Source organism: Chitinophaga horti, from assembly GCF_022867795.2.
GTDB lineage: Bacteria > Bacteroidota > Bacteroidia > Chitinophagales > Chitinophagaceae > Chitinophaga > Chitinophaga horti.
This window is the reverse complement of the sequence record NZ_CP107006.1, coordinates 5,797,389-5,814,453: the sequence shown is the minus strand read 5'-3', so window position 1 is coordinate 5,814,453 and position 17,065 is coordinate 5,797,389. Positions and strand designations below refer to the sequence as shown.

Here is a 17,065-nt window from a genome sequence, read left to right as displayed (position 1 = left end):
GGCGGCGCAAGTTTAACCGTACATTTGCCGTCGGCAGCGGGATAGCGGCCGGGCGACGCCTAACGGGCAGTAATGTACGCCGGGCATCCCATCCACCTAAATAATAACTAACATGCAGGAAGATTTTGAATATAGATGGAAACAGCTGGAAACCATGCTGGCAGAACGATTCGGAAAAACACCCAATATGGAGGCGATTCTGTTTTTGATTGGCGTGCAGGAACTGGGCAACTATTCCAAAAAGAAATTTACAAAGGAACAAAAGCAGGATCTGATGCATATTGCGATGTGCACCTTGTTATCGCAAAGCGGGTATTTTGAGTTTGCGGGAGTTGACAAAGACGGCTGGCCGCACTTTGCGGAGAAGCATCCCGTTCCCAAAATGGAGTTGACAGAGCAGGAGCACTTTATTAAGGAACACGTACTTACTTATTTCGAATACTAACCAAAACCAACCCTTTCCATGCGCACCCTTTTGCTCGCATTATGTTTTTGCCTGGCCTTACAGCCCGCCATGGCCGAAAAGAACCGTAAAGTAAAAGTGATCACACCCTATGGCACCATGATCATTAAACTGTACGATCAAACACCCAAACACCGGAACAACTTCCTGAAGCTTACCAGGAAACATTTTTACGACAGCCTGTTGTTTCACCGTGTGATCAAAGATTTTATGATACAGGGGGGCGATCCGGATTCGCGCAGGGCAAAGGCTGGTGAGGAATTGGGGAATGGCAGCGTAGGTTATACAGTGCCCGCAGAGTTTCAGCTCGACCTGTTTCATAAGAAAGGCGTGTTGGCTGCAGCAAGGGACGACAATCCGGCTAAAGCATCCGACGGTTGCCAGTTTTACATTGTTCAGGGCAAAAAGTTCACCGACGAGGAACTTGACAAGGTGGAGAAGAATCGCCTTGGAGGCCGCAAGATCCCGGTAGATCAGCGCGCCGTGTATAAAAAGATCGGCGGCACACCACATCTCGATCAAAGTTATACCGTGTTTGGAGAAGTGATCAAAGGCATGGAAGTGATTGACAAAATCGCGGCCGTTAAGACAGATCAACGTAATCGCCCGGTGACCGACGTTCCCATGAAAATAAGAGTGGTGAAGAAACTGCTGCTGTTCTGATGATATGAATCTTTTTCATATTTGACCCATGCAATAAGAGAAGTTTTATTTTTCTATATGTAATCTTTAATTTTACGGCTCAAAATCAAAAATCATGAACTTTCCATCTAATCTCCGCTACACCAAAGACCATGAGTGGGTACTGCTTGAGGGGAATATTGCAACAATTGGCATTACTGAGTTTGCGCAACGCGAGTTGGGCGACATCGTGTTCGTAGACATTCCGAACGTTGGCAAGACCCTTGGTGCTGAAGAAGTTTTCGGTACTGTAGAAGCGGTAAAAACCGTATCCGACCTGTTTTTGCCGGTAGCTGGCACGGTTAATGAGGTTAACCCTGCACTGGATGGCTCGCCCGAACTGGTTAACAGCGATCCATATGGTGAAGGCTGGATGGTGAAAGTGACCGTTAGCAACCCTGCTGATGTAGAAGCTTTGTTGAGCGCTGATGCTTACAAAGAGCTCGTTGGCGAATAATTAAGACACACAAGATTTAACTAATACACAGAGAGAATGAGGACTATCCGATATTATTTACCCGCAGTTGTTTGGATTGGCCTCATTCTCGTTTTATGTGCACTCCCCGGCGAAGACATTCCCAAAGCTTCGCTGTTCGACGATCTTCACGTTGACAAAATCGTACATTTCGCTTTATTTGGTGGTATAGTAGTATGGCTCAGTATGGGCTACTACAGGCAAAAAGGGCATATCAGCAATGCGATGCTCATTCTTATTGCGCTCATTGCATCCGGTTATGGACTGGCGATCGAGTATATGCAAAAGTACCTTGTAGTTGGCCGCAGTTTCGATATGTGGGATGTGCTGGCCGATGCTGCAGGCGCCTTTGCGGCAATCTTCGTTTTCAAGTTTGTGCAAAAGCGATATCTCTGATAACGATTAATCCCCTGATCGTATATAAACATACCTTCTCTCCACCTAACTGTAACGGCTAAGTCTTCAATAAATAATTAGTAACGAGTAAGATGCAGGTACTGCGGGCGGTTATTTGCGTGTATACATAAAAGTATGTTATCATTATACCGAACAGTTTTTTTTCTAAACCCAATACTTAATAGATATGACTGCTGACCAACGCATTAGCTCATTATAGCCGCATCTTTTCCATTGAAAACCGCACACTGATTCTCAGATTATCGTTCTAACCTGCATTTATTGTGAACATGTTGTTATCTTTGTGTTACCCAATTTCTATTTCAGTTACGTAGTCATGTTAAATATGCGAGACCTTTACCTGTAGAAAAACTATATCCTTTATCACATCTATACACCTCGAAAATGTCAGTACTTATGAACCTGACTTCAACAGATCGTGACAACATATCGCTATTGCGATTTTCCTTTTTTCCGGGATTAAATAATACTCTACTTTTAAATCGTACCAAAAATGGAGAACAAGGTTCTTAAGCAAATGCGGCTTGGCGCGAAGATTAAAAAGTTGAGAGAGTTAAAAAACATTACGCAGGATTACATGGCCAGCCGCCTCAATCTTGGTACTACCGCGTATGGAAACATAGAGCGTGGCACCGTGAAAGGTTTGTCTGTAGAGCGTTTGATGTCGATAGCAGAAGTTTTGGGAATCGACTTTGCCGAGATCATTAATTATGATCTGAACAAGCCATATCATATCAATCCGGGGCAGCAACGTGAAGAAGTTCCTGGCCAGGTTGATGAGTTTTATACGTCGTGTATAATTGCCATTATAGAGCAAGGCACGCAGGACAAAAAGATGCTGATCGCACTATTAAGTAATATGCGGGAGGCTAATAGTCGTCTGGCCGAGGCGATGGCAGAACACAATAAGTTGCTGCATAAGATTTATGCGAAGCAACAAGAGTTAGTAACGATCCTACAGGGACGTAAATAGATTTTAGTACTCTCCAATAGCAATAAGACATAACCGGCGCTTCGCTGGTTGGCAAATGCCATGCAATAGAATTGTTGACCACAATTGTTAGCCGGTAATTCCACTCAGGACAAACCAATTGTGCCCACAAATAACATTTCCCGTCTGCCGGGGAACAGCATTTGTTATATTCCGAAAAGTCTGTCGAAAAAAGGTTAAAACCATGTGGCAGCATGGGTTAGCGGTAGGCATAGTATATACTTCGGCAGGCTGCTGGAAACCCTATTATTGTTATTTTAAACCAAATCTTATGAAATGAATTTTACATGCAGAGCTCCTTGAGAGAAGGTGATCTTGCATTAGACTTAACATACTACGACCTGACAAGAAATACGGGATACAGGTAACGAATACACGAAATTGGCCATTCGATTTGCTTTTTGACAATAGAAATTTAGAACAACTTATCACATTATAAATACTGCTAGTGAACTGCGAGCCTGCCCATGGATACTACCCCGGCGGGTCAAGCGTCCCATGCCTGGCGGCTCGCGGTACATTAGCAAACAAGCGGCTCTTGCTTGAAGTGATAGAAATTGTGTGTTAGCCAACGAAAGTCACTTCACTACGATATATAATGTCGTTGATGCGCATTGTATGCTTAATTGCGAGAGGCCGCACAACCGCTTTCGATGGGATCATCCATCGAGCAGGGGATTATATGCGCAGTAAATGATGTGGTTTTGAGGACAAGTTAGCCGAACGAGAGGGAATGTATGAGACGTTACTTTCGATGAGATCATTCATCGGACAGGAGATTGTATGCGAACTAAGTGATGCAGTTTTGAGGAGGGGGAGCTGAACGAATTAAGTGCCAGGCGAGAAGACGTGTGCCAAGTTATTTTCGATGAGATGACTCCATCGGACATGAGATCGTATGCAAGCGACTGATGCAGCCTTGATGACGGGTCACCCGAACGAATGAATTGCGACAAGGAGATGTACGAGGTGTGTTTCGATGAGCTAATTCATCGAACAGGAGATCGTATGCAAAGCCTTTCGGGAGCTTCGACAACGGGGTCACCCGAACGAATAAATGGCAGGCAAGAAGATGTACGCGATGTTTTCGATGAGCAAATTGATCGGTCAGGAGGTCGTTGTCCACAGTAGAAAACCATAACTGATGACCAACTGAAGATATTACATAGCAACACGGAACCCTATGTTTTTACTGTTTATACATAGGGTTTACAACAAAAAAACGACGGCTGGCAATTCTTTGCCGGCTTACTATTCCCTTGTTGCCAAACATATTTGACTCCGTCCACAATAGCCAGATATAACCAACCATATTTTTCACGTGGTAAAAAACGGCAGGCAATTATTTGCCCGCCCAAAAACGAAGAGGCTGCCCGGAACAGGCAGCCTCTTTCTCTATCATACAAACATTTTCTGCTTAGTTAGCATCCCACCAAACCTTGTCCTCCACCAACGTCTGGCCGGGGAAATTGAGGTTACGGGTAAGCTCTGTACTTGGATAAAGGAACCGTTGCGGCATTAATCCAGCGGCAAGCACAGAGGCCTGTGACTGCTGTAACAAGTTCGGATAACCCGTCCTGCGCCACTCCGTCCATGCCTCAAAGCCCTGGCTGCCATTCATCGCTACCCACTTCTGGAACATGATTGCCTGCCACTGTGCATCTTCGCCCGCAGGCCATGCCGCAGACGGCGATGTAGCAATATACTCATCCACACCTGCTACATCGTATGATGCAAAACTGGCCCTGATACCTTCTGTAAACATCGTCTGCGCATTACCGGCCCTAAAGCCTCTAGTATATACTTCTGCCTGCAGGAAATAACTTTCCGCCGCAGAAATCAGCTTCACAGGCGCCAGCGCTGAATTATCATCACCGCCCCTCGCACCTACACGGAACGACGCAGAAGAACGTAAACCATCGGTAATGTCATCTGAAGGCGTGTTGTCATAGCTACCCTGCGGAATACCTACAATGGTGTCAAATCCCGTTACGTTGCGGTAAAACACTCTCCTACGTGGGTCATTGCTTTTCTGCAGCGTATCAACAGAAGTTGCACTCGCATACAGGTTTTGGGTTCTGCCTAAACCGAGGATTTCAGAGAACAAAGGGTTCTGGTTACCGCCGGAAGCTGTATACTCGATCTGCGCATCTTCCTCCAGGAACTCAGGAGTAGTTGCATACAAAGCGTTAATACCTGCAGTAGCTTTACCCTCATCTTTCAATGAAATACGCAGGTAAGCGCGCAGCTTCAGGGTATTTGCAAATCGCAGCCAATCACCCATCTGATCATCGCTATCACCAAAAATCAGGTCAGCAGCACCGGGAGGAAAATCACTATCCGCATCCAGTATGGCAATACCCTGGTCGATGTAAGTGAAAATAGAATCGTATACCTCCTGCTGTGGATCATAAGCCGGACTAAGATTACCGCTTTGACCTTTAGTGGCGTCTTTTAAAGGAATATCCCCAAAAGCATCGGTCAGCAACTGGAAGGTGTAAGCTCTCAATATAAATGCAATGGCACGATACTGATTATTCTTTGCAGTCGCAGGCTGACTGATTATATAATTGAGGTCGGTCAGCGCATCATTGTACAATATGCCCCAGCCGCGGTCAAAATCGCTGGCTACAGGCTGATACTGATCGATGGTTTTATATTGGGACGATAACCAGAACTGTGTCCAGTATTGTGCCCAAATGCCTCCATAAACCTGAAAATTATTACCTACCACATGCGCAATCGCAGCCTCTGCCGATGGCAGCACTAACGAAATATCCGCATTTTTCAAATCATTCGGGTTATCGTTTACATCCAGGAATTTTTTACAGCCGGGTAACGCTACAGCCGTTACTGCCAGGCCCAGAAGGATGTTTTTTATACTTAGTACTTTCATTCTTTTACTTTTTTAAGTTAACTCTTGTGTTGAGCCTTGGGATTCATGCTAGAACGCTACTCTCAGGTTGAAACCAAAGTTGCGCAGTGAAGGCTGGGCCGTGAAGTCCAGGCCTTGTTCGTTACCTGCGCCACCAGAGTTGATTTCCGGATCGACATACTGGTTTTCGCTGGCTGTTTTAATCCAGAGGTTGTTACCAAACACGCCAATGGACGCTTCGCCCATAAACGTACGGGCCAGCAATTGCTTAGGCAGCTTGTAGGTAAGGCTCACTTCGCGCAACTTGATATAGGATGCATCCAATACGTGGCGGCCTACCGGGATTTGGCTGGAGAAGTAATCCTGCGGAAGATAGGTATATTGGGTATTCTCAACATATTTCCCATCACTGTCAACATATACGGAATTTGGCCACAGTTGCTCTTCGCGATTACCCACTGTGGTTTCTTTCGCCGTACCTACGAAGTCCATGATGTCCTTTGTACGGGAATAGAATTTACCACCTTGCTTTGTATCAAACAGGATATTAAAGGTAAATGTCTTATAGCTCACGTTAGTACCGAGCGAAGCCTGATATTTCGGATTGTAAGAACCGAGATAAACCGACTGCTCAGACAGAAGCGGCATACCTGTAGAAGGACTAACTACCACACGTCCGTCAGGAGCGCGGCGCAGGTCGGTCGTGTAGAACTCACCATACGGGCGGCCCACAGCAGCTACGATACTCATACCACCAAAACCGCCGATCACCACCTGGTCTACACCTTCGATCAGTGATTTCACTTCATTCCTGTTTCTTGTGTAAGTACCGTATACTTCCCAGGTCCAGTCAGCTGTTCTGATAGGTGTACCACGTAAGGTCAGCTCCACGCCACGGTTGTGTACTTCACCTGCATTGATAATAGTTGCAGAATAACCGGATGATGGAGAGATCGGAACGGGAATGATCTGATCTTTCGAACGATTCTCATAGTAAGAGAAGTCAACCGAAATACGGTTGTTAAAGAACCCTAATTCGGTACCCACTTCAAACGCCTGCGTTTTTTCAGGAGTGATGTTCGCGTTACCGATAGTGTTCCTCAACGAATAGCCGGGTATGTCGCCGAATGGGAAGGTCGTGCTACCAAATCCACCCAGGATGTCGGTCTGACCAAAGTAGGTTTCCAGGATGTAAGCATCTGCATCGTTACCCACAGAGGCCCAGCTGGCGCGAAGTTTACCGTAGTTGATCACTTCCCCGGCACCTGAATTCTTCAGCAGTTCAGAGAACACGAACGATGCGTTCACACCTGGATAGAAGAAACTGTATTTATCCTTCGGCAGGGTAGATGAAAGGTCTGTACGGGCAGATACACCCAGGTACAGCATGTTTTTATACGCAAGGTTCAGGTCACCGTAGAAGCCAACCAGGCGGCGCGTCTCAATGTTATTTGAAGCTGCCACACGTCCATTACTGTTCGCCAGGTTATACCAACCCGGAACTACCAGGCCATTCTGCGGGTTCGTAGAAGCAGTAAGGCTGGAGAATGTTCTCTGGCGGATATTGTTACCTAGCATAAGGCTGGCCGTGAAGTCAGGGCTGAACTGGTGATTACCCGTGATCATGAAGTCATGGGTGATCTCATTGAGGTTATAATTGGTTTCCTCATACTTACCCACCTCCGTGTGTATCTGATCTTCAGGATAGTTGCCAGCATCATCCGCCGGCGTGAAGCTGAATTTCGGATACTTGTACCGGCGCCTGTCAGAATAGTTATCAACGCCCAAACGTTCCACTAATGTGAGCCATTTAGCAGGCTGATAGGTGAGCGAGAAGTTACCGGTGATACGATCAACATAGTTCTGATTCTTATAGTTTTTCAATACCCAATAAGGGTTATTGGTATACGCACCATAGTAACCGTATTGCGGATTACCATCCGCATCCTGCAACACATCGCCAAAGCTGTAATATGGATTATTAAGATCGCTCATCTTGTGCAAAGGAATATCTCTCGGCGTTTGTATCACGTTATTGTAAACCGATCCGGGGCCTTGGCCACCCTGCACCATGTTCGATGAAATTTTATTGTAATTCACGTTGATGGTCGAAGAGATTTTGTTGCTCAGCTGCGTAGCCGCGTTGAAGCGGATGCCATACTTAGCATACTTATCGTAGTTGTCAGGCATCACTCCATCAGAATTGAGGGTGTTGATCGAGAGATAATAAGTAGTTTTTTCTCCAGCGCCAGAAAGCGAGAGGTTGTTATTCAGCGCTGTTCCTAATTCAAAAAACTTACGCACGTTATCTTTCTCAGCAACGTAAGGTTTTTCGAGGCGTACACCATTGATGGACTGTCCCCATGGCTGCAGGGTACCGTCTAACCTCGGTCCCCAGCTCCAGTTCTCCATCGGATCTGGCTCACCGCTACCACCCTGGCCGAACTCATTCTGGTATTCAGGCAGTCTCAAGACGTTAGAGAAAGTAGTAGTGGTGTTGAAGGTCACCTCGTTCTTTTTGTTATCACCCCTTTTACCAGATTTTGTGGTGATGATCAACGCGCCATTGGATGCACGGGAACCATACAGCGCCGCCGCAGCCGGGCCTTTCAGCACAGTCATAGACTCGATATCTTCCGGGTTGATGTCGTTACCGCGGTTACCGAAGTCTACGGACGAACGGCTATCGTCGCCACCGATATAACTGGAGTTATCGATTGGCACACCATCCACAACGATGAGGGCCTGGTTGCTACCGAGAATGGAAGAACCACCACGCAATACGATACGGGAGGAACTACCAGGCGCAGAGGCGGTGGAGGTGATGTTAACACCAGCCACCTTACCGGTAAGACCATTCAGCGCACTGCTGCTACGGCCTCTTGTAAGCTCTTCAGTTTTTATGGTAGGGGACGAATAGCCCAGGGAGCTCTTCTCCCTACGAATAGCGTTAGCTGTTACCACGGTTTCATTCAGTGTTGTTACGTCTGCCGCGAGCGCAACATTATACGGACCATTGCCAGAGAGTGCGATCTCCTGGTCTTTCATACCAACGAATTTCACTAGCAGCGCAGTAGTACCCTGCGGAACATTGAGACTAAACACACCGGTCACATTGGTTACAGTGCCGATGTTTGTTCCTTTGGCAATAATGGTCGCCCCGGGGATAGGCGAGCCGTCTTCAGCAGATGTTACCGTGCCTGTAACGGTACGGTTTTGCGCAATGACCTGTTCACTGGCGACAATGCACACCAGGGACAGGAAAAGCGCCGATAGACTTTTCCTCATAAGCAAAGTTTGGTTTAACGTTTAACGAAAATTTAACAGCTAAGTTATGATACAGGATCATACGACAGCCACTATATTTCTAAAATACTGAATAATTTTAACGCAGCCTTAACAGAATCTACAAAAAATCAATTGCAGATGTCGCTAAATAGTTTATAATGAACCGTTAGCAAGTTATCAGGTGGCTTATCTTCCACCAGCCGTTTAAACACTAATTTTTTGTACGTTCTTATCAAGGTCTTGATTTCCCAAGCTTTCCGATGTCAGTCATGTTCATTTTGAGGCTTATTTCCGACGCTATTTGCGTTATTTGACTTTTAACCACTACAGCGAACTCACTGCGCTAAATTCGCAGCCAATCAGGGCAAATAGTTACTTTACAGTTATAACAAACCGGATAAGTATAAGGTTCATAAAAAAGAAAAGCAGGCAATAAAAATCGCCCGCTTGTCATCAACCAAAATCTAAATCGAAAAAAGTTGAATATTGTTTGATCCGGTTGCTGCCATTGCCACCGGTATTGTATGTCTTTAACATGTTAACACCCTCCGCCACAATTCCTGAAGGAATGTTGTAACGAAAGAAGGCATTTTACACCCGGGTCAAGATAAGTTGAGCGGATGTGTTTTAAGTAAGTTCAATAAAACCTGGTAAAGCTCCTCGTTACGGTAGTTGTAACGGAACTCGCATTCCTTCAAATGCAGGTAAGCGGTATTGCGGTTCAAGCCTTTGAACTTCGCCAGCCGGTGTTTGGTCAGGCCCCAGAAGCCGTCTACGTCATCCAGCTGTTTACCATGTTCTGTATGGCTGCTGCCGTTCAGGTTGTACAAACGGTACTGGCCCAGATCCACTACCCCGTGGAATCTGCGGATCCTGTCTGCTGTAACAACTGTTTCCAGGACAGACCGGCCGCGGGCAATGGCTTGTATCATCGATCGGCTTACATCAGGCAAAATTTCTGTGAATACCTTATCGTCAGCCTTGTAAATGCCGAATATCACCGGCTTTACAATCCGGTCTACTTCACTCTTCACGGCCACTGCTGTATCATGACCGTTACGGTGTTGTATTTTCGGATAACCGGTTGGTTCCGGCATTACTGATTCGCAGTATTTAACGATCTGCATCCTGATCTTCTTCAGGTAGCTGTTAACCGTAACCCTGCTAACACCACTGATGTTAGCGATCTGCGTGGCAGTGAGATCTTCTGAAAATAGCTTCAGTATCTCCTTAAATTTCCGCTCGGACAAGTGAGCGCCCTTTAAGTACTTATTTTTCATGGGACTAAGAGGTTTGAGAATGGCATTATAAACCTCCAATTTTTTCATGTGTATCCCGAACGGTTTTTTACAAACGGTGAGAAAGATATGATGAATGATTTCCACTAGATCACTTTACCACTAAAAATTTAGGAATTACGGAAATCTCCGCCAGACAAGGGATTTGGGGCAAAATGTGGCGTTATAGTTATCGAGACCCCGAATAGATATATGGTGGAAATAAAACAGGCCTATAGTGATGTACACCATAGGCCTGCGAAATAATCTGATCAAAATGTTATTCTTCCTCGTCCAATGCCTTCCACAACTCTTTCTTGCGGGCTTTTTTCAGCAAAGCCTTCTCCATCCACAGCAACATAGCAGGCAAAATGGTCAGGTTAGTGATCATGGCCATCACCAGTGTGAGAGAGGTCAGCCAACCCAAGGCCTTCGTTCCTCCAAATTCAGAGAAAGCGAAGATCATAAACCCTGCAAACAGGATCATCGAAGTATAAATGATACTTAAACCTGTATGGTTGATGGTCTGCCTAACGGTATCGGATATATTGGATTCGTGGTGCTCCAACTCCTGCTTGAAGTTCACCAGGAACCGGATCGTAACGTCAATCGCTATCCCAAGCGCAATACTGAATACCAGTACGGTAGACGGCTTAATGGCGATGCCCAGCCAACCCATTACGCCGGCGGTGACGATCAGCGGAATGATGTTAGGTACAATTGATATGATCAGCATTCTCCAGGAACGGAACAGATACAGCATACAGAACACGATCAGCACGAATGCCAGCGCAATACTCTCCAGCAAACCGTTGATAATATAACGGCTGCCTTCGAGGAAGATCACACTGGTACCGGTAAATGTTACTTTGTAATTGGCCGTGTCAAAAATCTCCGCCGCACGTGGGCGCAAGCTATCCAACAGTCTGGGCAACTCCTGCGACCCAACGTCGGCCATGTTCACGCTGATACGCGCTACCTGGCGGGTACTGTCCATAAAGGATGTTACCAGTTTCGTAAAAGCAGTAGGATTATCGCTGGTGGCCTTCATACGCATGTAAGGCGCCAGGAAGCCGATATCGAACTGGTTGGGAACAGAGTAGCTGGTGCTATCGCCATTATAGTAAGCCTGGCGAGCAAACTTGATACCTTCCGATACGCTGAGCGGACGGGCGAATTGCGGCTTCTCAGCGATTTCGCGGGTAAACTTATCAATACCTTCCAGGGTTTTAAGGTTTACCACGCCGTTCTTACGTTTGGTATCGAGCACAATCTCCAGCGGCATCACACCTTTGAAGTTTTGTTCGATATACTTCAGGTCTTTATAAAGCTTGTCCGATTTAGGAATATCGTCCACTATAAAACCAACTGGCTTCAGGCGCATCATACCCAGTATCGCACCAATCACCATCAAACCGGTAATCAGGTAAATGGCAGGACGGTGGCGGAAAGCCAGGGTGTTCAGCATCGTGAGCAGCTTGTTGAATATAGGGCTGTCCAGGTAGCTGGTATGTTTGCTTTTCGGGGGTGGCAGGTAGCTCAGCACAGCCGGCAGGAAAATAAACGATATCAGGAAGATGAGCATGATGTTAATGCCCGCCACAATACCGAACTCCTTCAGGATGGCGCTGTCTGTAAAATAAAACACACCAAAACCGATAGCTGCGGTCAGGTTGGTGAACAGGGTTACGATACCCATCTTCTGCACCATCCTTGTTAAGGCGAACATTTTATCGCCATGCACGGCATATTCCGTATGATATTTATTAAGGAAGTATACGCAGTTGGGAATACCGATTACCACGATCAATGGAGGAATCAACCCGGTAAGCAAGGTGATCTTGAATCCGCAGAGGTAGATCGTGGCTACCGACCATATTACGCCCATGATCACTACGATCATCGACATCAATACAGCACTGATCGAACGGAAAAACAGCAGCAGGATCACCGCTGTCAGCACCAGCGAAATGCCGAGGAACATCACCAGTTCATCTTTCACTTTTGTCGCCATGATGGTGCGGATGAGCGGCAGACCGCTCAGTTTCACATCTATCTTATGACGCTCTCCAAAGTCGCCGGCAACGCGCTGCACAGCCTGCACCACATTGATCCTCGCTTTCGAATTGAGGGTATCTCTATTAATATTCACCGCCATCAGGAAGGCCGGCACCTTCGGACTGTACAACAATCCTTTGTAGAATGGCAGTGAGAAAAATACATCTTTCAGGCTGTCCAGCGTAGCCTGGTCCTGGGGGATAGGCGAAAAGATCTGACGCGCATCCAGCTTGCGGGTGCTGTCGTTCTTGATCATGTTTACCGCGATCGGAACGCTCAATACGTTCTCTACCGCCGGTATCTTGCGGATCTCATCGTTCAGTTTAACATAGTCGCGGAAAAAGTCCAGCTGAAACAGGCTGTCGGTTTCTACCGATACCACCATCATATTACCATCTTCCCCGAACTTCCTTTTGAACTCCTGGTATTGCTGGTACTTTTCATTACTCCGGGGAACGGCGCCCGTGAAATCGTAAGACAACTGTACCTTCACGGCAAACCAGGCCATAATTCCGGTACTAATGATCAATATTGCCAACAATGCTAGTCTATACTTCAATACAAGACCTGCTAAGCGCTGCCACATGGGTTTTTACAGTTTGGTAATTTCGTAAAGGTAATTAAAGAAAATGATTATATACTATCGCCAAGTTGTCAAACAAATGCGAAACTTTCACAATATTGAATATTTTTGGTGCATGCATCGCCTTCTTTTGCTGTTACTCCTCTTTATGGCTATAGGTAATGTGACCGCACAAACCGTACCGATAGGTCATTGGCGCGAACATCTGCCCTACCGCCGCGTATCGGCCCTGGCGCTAAGCCCGGATGCGGTGTACTGCGCCGCCGGCAACGCCTTGTTCTCCGCCAACACAAATACCCGCGAAATCACCCGCTATAACAAACTTAACGGCCTGCACGACGTAGGTATCTCCGCTATCGGTTACCATGAAGGCACCTCCACTTTGGCGATCGGTTATAAGAATGGTAACATCGACCTGCTGCGCCGCGAAAATATCATTAATATTCCCGACTTGCTCCGTAAACAAGTCAACGGCGATAAATCCATCTACCACATCGCGTTTTTCCAGGACAACGCTTACGTGTGTACCGGTTTCGGCATTTTGGTGGTAGACCTGAAAAAACAGGAAATAGCAGCTACCTGGCTGCCCGCCGCGGCAGGCAACTACGTAAAGGTATGGGCGATGACCCAAAACGAAGGATGGTTTTATGCCGCCACCAGCGAAGGTATTCGTCGCGCCCCGGTCACCGGCGCCAACCTGGCAAACTATGAAAGCTGGCAGCCGTTTAACACCGGCCTGCAACCCTGGCCCGTCACAGACATTGCCGCCATTGGCAGCACGATGGTTGCCCTTCAGGACAGTCTCCTGTTCAGTGCATCACCCGCTGGCTGGCAATCCTGGGGACCAACGAACAAGTTCCGCGACATCAGCGCCAGCGGCACACAATTCATCGCCACAGGTGCTAACAATATTCAAATACTAACCGCCAGCGGCGCTATACAGACCACACTCACGCCTGGCGGACTCCCGGTACAGGCACTCACCCGCAACGGCGAAACGTTCATTGCAGACAGCACAAAAGGCCTCATCATCCACCGCGATAACTATGAAACCGTAACGCCCAATGCCCCGAACGATCTCGTTCTCGGCGATCTGCTGATCGTCAACAACACGTTATGGGCCAGCGCCGGCGCGGTGACCGGCAACTGGGCGGCTACAAGAAATAAAGGCGGCCTTTTCCACTTTGAACAGGAGGAATGGACAAACTACACCGACGTTCCGGAAGATATCATCGCCCTCGCCTACACTCCGCAGGACAATACGCTCTGGGCAGGCTCCTTCGGCAGCGGCGTACTAATATTACCTAAAGGTGAAATATTTAAAGCCCCGCAACTGGATGCTGCCATAGATAACCTAAACGCCTACCGCGTAGGTGGCGCAGCAACAGATGCGGCAGGCAATCTATGGCTCAGCAACTACGGCGCAAACCGCAACCTGGCACTGCGCAAAAAGGACGGCTCCTGGCAAAATTTTACCACACCCTACTTCCTCCCATCCTACGCCCTTTCGCAGATTGTCATCGACGACTTCGGACAAAAGTGGATCGTTGCACCGAAAGGCGGCGGATTGATCGTATACAACCATGGCAGTAATATCGACCTGCCAGCGGACGATAAATGGGCGATCTATCAAACCGGCACTGGCCGTGGAAACTTGCCCAGCGCTGATGTACGCTGCATTGCCAAAGACAAAAGTGGGTACATATGGGTAGGCACTACACGCGGCGTGGGCGTTATTCAATGCCCGCAACAGGCCATCACGGCGGCCGGCTGCGATGCGTACCTTCCCGTGTTACAGGAGGGCAATTTTGCCGGCTACCTGTTTCGCAACGAGCAGGTGAACACTATTGCTGTTGATGGTGCCGACCGTAAATGGGTAGGCACACAAAACGGCGTATGGCTCATTAGTTCTGCAGGCGACAAGATCATTCATCATTTTAATATTGAAAACAGCCCGCTACTTAGCAACGAGGTTCGCAAAATTGCGGTACACCCGCAAACAGGCGAGGTGTTTTTTGCCACGACGGCAGGATTGCTTAGCTTCCGCGGAACCGCTACAGGAGGCGGGGATACTCACAAAGCGCAGGATGTACTGGTTTTCCCGAACCCGGTACCACCTGGCCATACCGGCCCCGTCGCCATACGTGGACTGGTCACCAACGCGCTGGTAAAAATTACTGACATCAGCGGCCGACTGGTATACCAGGGCCGGGCGCAGGGAGGGCAGGCAGTGTGGAATGGACAGGATTATACGGGGCACCGGCCACAAAGTGGGGTATACCTTGTGTTCTCGTCAGATGATACCGGTACAGAAAAGCTGGTCACAAAAATTGTCTTCATTCATTAATTTTGCAGCTTCTCATGCTGCATAAAACACCCGGTATTGTTCTGCGCGCCATCAAGTATGGTGAAACCAGCGTAATCGTGAGCATCTTCACGGAGTTGTTCGGTGTGCAATCTTATATCGTAAATGGCGCGCGGTCTTCTAAGCCCAAAGCCAGTAAAGGAAACCTGCTGCAGCCAGGCAATATGCTCGACCTGGTGGTGTATCACCAGGAGCAAAAAAACATTCAGCGCATTTCGGAGTATAAGATGTCGTACATCTACACATCGCTGCATGTTAATATCGTCAAAAACACTGTGGCGCTGTTTATCATCGAATTGCTGCAGAAATCATTGCGGCAGCCGGAACACCAGCCTGCGTTGTTTTATTTTACCACCACCACTTTGCAGGCGCTGGACCTTTCCAGCACGCAGGTGGCGGCCAACATCCCGCTTTATTTTACGTTGAAACTGGCCGATCAGCTGGGTTTCCGTGTTAACGGTCACTTTTCTAACTATACCCCGTATCTTGATTTACAGGAAGGTGTATACACCGATTTGCCACCGCACCACAACTACCACCTTGATGCGACGAACAGCGAAATCACGGATCGCCTGTTGAGCGTACCCAATCCCTTAGATCTCGACAAGGTACCGTTGAACAAGGAGCGCCGCCGCTTTTTGCTGTACGCCTACCTCGACTTCTTCCGCCTGCACCTGCCCGACTTTACGGAGCTCAATTCCCCTCCCATCCTCCATGAAATTCTGGATTAGGATCATGTAACCAGCGTCAGCCCTCTATGGAGCCGCCGTTGCGTCGCACACTTCAACTTTGGTAAAACTATTGTGGCTGCTCTTCTTTGTAGTACTTCAATTCAACGGTATTGCCGTCAAACATCGCATAGGTAAAGTAATTGATCCAGTCGCCCAGGTTAACGTAGCGGCTGTTGTTGCCAACTTGCAGGTTAAGCGGTAAATGGCGGTGACCAAAAATGAAGTAATCGAAATGCTCGCGCTGTAGTTGTTCTTTGGAATAGATCGCGAGCCATTCGTTTTCTTCGCCAAGAAATTGCTCCAGCTCCATACCGGTTTTAGCGCGGCTCTTACGGCTAAAATAGTTGGCTACCGAAATGCCCCAGCTTGGGTGAATGCTGGAGAACAACCAACGACAAACAGGGTTGCGGAATACCTTCTTCAGGAATTTATAACCATGGTCGCCGGGGCCGAGGCCGTCACCGTGACCGATGTAAAACTTTTTACCGCCAATCTCGTAGGTCTGCGGTTCATAGTAAACGGGGATGTTCAGCTCTTCCTCAAAGTATCCGTCCATCCACATATCATGGTTGCCGATAAAAACGGAAATGCCAATGCCTTTGTCTGTAAGCTGCGCCAGCTTACCCAACAGGCGGGTGTATCCTTTAGGAATAACAGTTTTATATTCAAACCAGAAATCGAAAATATCACCTACTAAAAAGATATGCGCAGCATCCTTTTCGGCCATTTCCAGCCATTTGAGGATATACTTTTCGCGGGCACGGCTTTTTTCTGGCGTAGGAGCGCCAAGGTGAAAGTCGGAAGCGAAATAAATGCGTTTGTTTTCAGGAAGCTCGATTTGCATGGGTGCAAAGATAGCGG

12 protein-coding genes are annotated in these 17,065 nt (G+C 47.5%); 7 read left to right on the top strand and 5 right to left on the bottom strand.

Going from position 1 to position 17,065, the window contains the following annotated elements:
- The first annotated feature begins 112 nt into the window (after positions 1–112).
- From MKQ68_RS23605 to MKQ68_RS23585, 5 genes are all read left to right on the top strand, one after another.
- On the top strand, positions 113–445 hold the full coding sequence (locus tag MKQ68_RS23605) for a hypothetical protein (RefSeq protein WP_264281209.1): 333 nt from the start codon (positions 113–115) through the stop codon (positions 443–445).
- A gap of 18 nt (positions 446–463) precedes the next feature.
- Positions 464–1,126 (top strand): peptidylprolyl isomerase, encoded by a 663-nt coding sequence (locus tag MKQ68_RS23600; protein ID WP_264281208.1) that lies wholly within the window; start codon positions 464–466, stop codon positions 1,124–1,126.
- Positions 1,127–1,220: 94 nt separating this feature from the next.
- Positions 1,221–1,601, top strand: coding sequence for a glycine cleavage system protein GcvH (gcvH, locus tag MKQ68_RS23595; protein ID WP_264281207.1), 381 nt, complete (start codon positions 1,221–1,223; stop codon positions 1,599–1,601).
- A 36-nt stretch (positions 1,602–1,637) separates the two neighbouring features.
- Positions 1,638–2,015 (top strand): VanZ family protein, encoded by a 378-nt coding sequence (locus tag MKQ68_RS23590; protein ID WP_244836760.1) that lies wholly within the window; start codon positions 1,638–1,640, stop codon positions 2,013–2,015.
- A 514-nt stretch (positions 2,016–2,529) separates the two neighbouring features.
- Positions 2,530–3,009, top strand: a complete 480-nt coding sequence (locus MKQ68_RS23585; RefSeq protein ID WP_264281206.1) for a helix-turn-helix domain-containing protein — start codon at positions 2,530–2,532, stop codon at positions 3,007–3,009.
- Positions 3,010–4,444: 1,435 nt separating this feature from the next.
- On the opposite strand, the gene MKQ68_RS23580 is transcribed toward MKQ68_RS23585, so the two are convergent.
- From MKQ68_RS23580 to MKQ68_RS23565, 4 genes are all read right to left on the bottom strand, one after another.
- Positions 4,445–5,923 carry a SusD/RagB family nutrient-binding outer membrane lipoprotein gene (locus MKQ68_RS23580; protein WP_264281205.1) on the bottom strand — a complete coding sequence of 493 codons (1,479 nt, stop codon included), beginning with the start codon at positions 5,921–5,923 and terminating at the stop codon, positions 4,445–4,447.
- 48 nt (positions 5,924–5,971) lie between these two features.
- Entirely contained in the window at positions 5,972–9,190 is a 3,219-nt protein-coding gene (locus MKQ68_RS23575; RefSeq protein ID WP_264281204.1) for a SusC/RagA family TonB-linked outer membrane protein, read from the bottom strand.
- Positions 9,191–9,792: 602 nt separating this feature from the next.
- Positions 9,793–10,470 (bottom strand): IS1595 family transposase, encoded by a 678-nt coding sequence (locus tag MKQ68_RS23570; RefSeq protein WP_264281203.1) that lies wholly within the window; start codon positions 10,468–10,470, stop codon positions 9,793–9,795.
- A 277-nt stretch (positions 10,471–10,747) separates the two neighbouring features.
- Entirely contained in the window at positions 10,748–13,111 is a 2,364-nt protein-coding gene (locus MKQ68_RS23565) for an efflux RND transporter permease subunit (RefSeq protein ID WP_264281202.1), read from the bottom strand.
- A 145-nt stretch (positions 13,112–13,256) separates the two neighbouring features.
- On the opposite strand from MKQ68_RS23565, the gene porZ reads away from it, so the two are divergent.
- Both porZ and recO read left to right on the top strand, forming a co-directional pair.
- Positions 13,257–15,455, top strand: a complete 2,199-nt coding sequence (gene porZ, locus MKQ68_RS23560; RefSeq protein WP_264281201.1) for a type IX secretion system anionic LPS delivery protein PorZ — start codon at positions 13,257–13,259, stop codon at positions 15,453–15,455.
- 14 nt (positions 15,456–15,469) lie between these two features.
- Entirely contained in the window at positions 15,470–16,204 is a 735-nt protein-coding gene (gene recO / locus MKQ68_RS23555) for a DNA repair protein RecO (RefSeq protein ID WP_264281200.1), read from the top strand.
- 67 nt (positions 16,205–16,271) lie between these two features.
- Here recO and MKQ68_RS23550 read toward each other — a convergent pair whose 3' ends face one another.
- Complete coding sequence (locus tag MKQ68_RS23550) at positions 16,272–17,048, bottom strand: UDP-2,3-diacylglucosamine diphosphatase (protein WP_264281199.1); 777 nt, start codon at positions 17,046–17,048, stop codon at positions 16,272–16,274.
- Positions 17,049–17,065 lie beyond the last annotated feature (17 nt).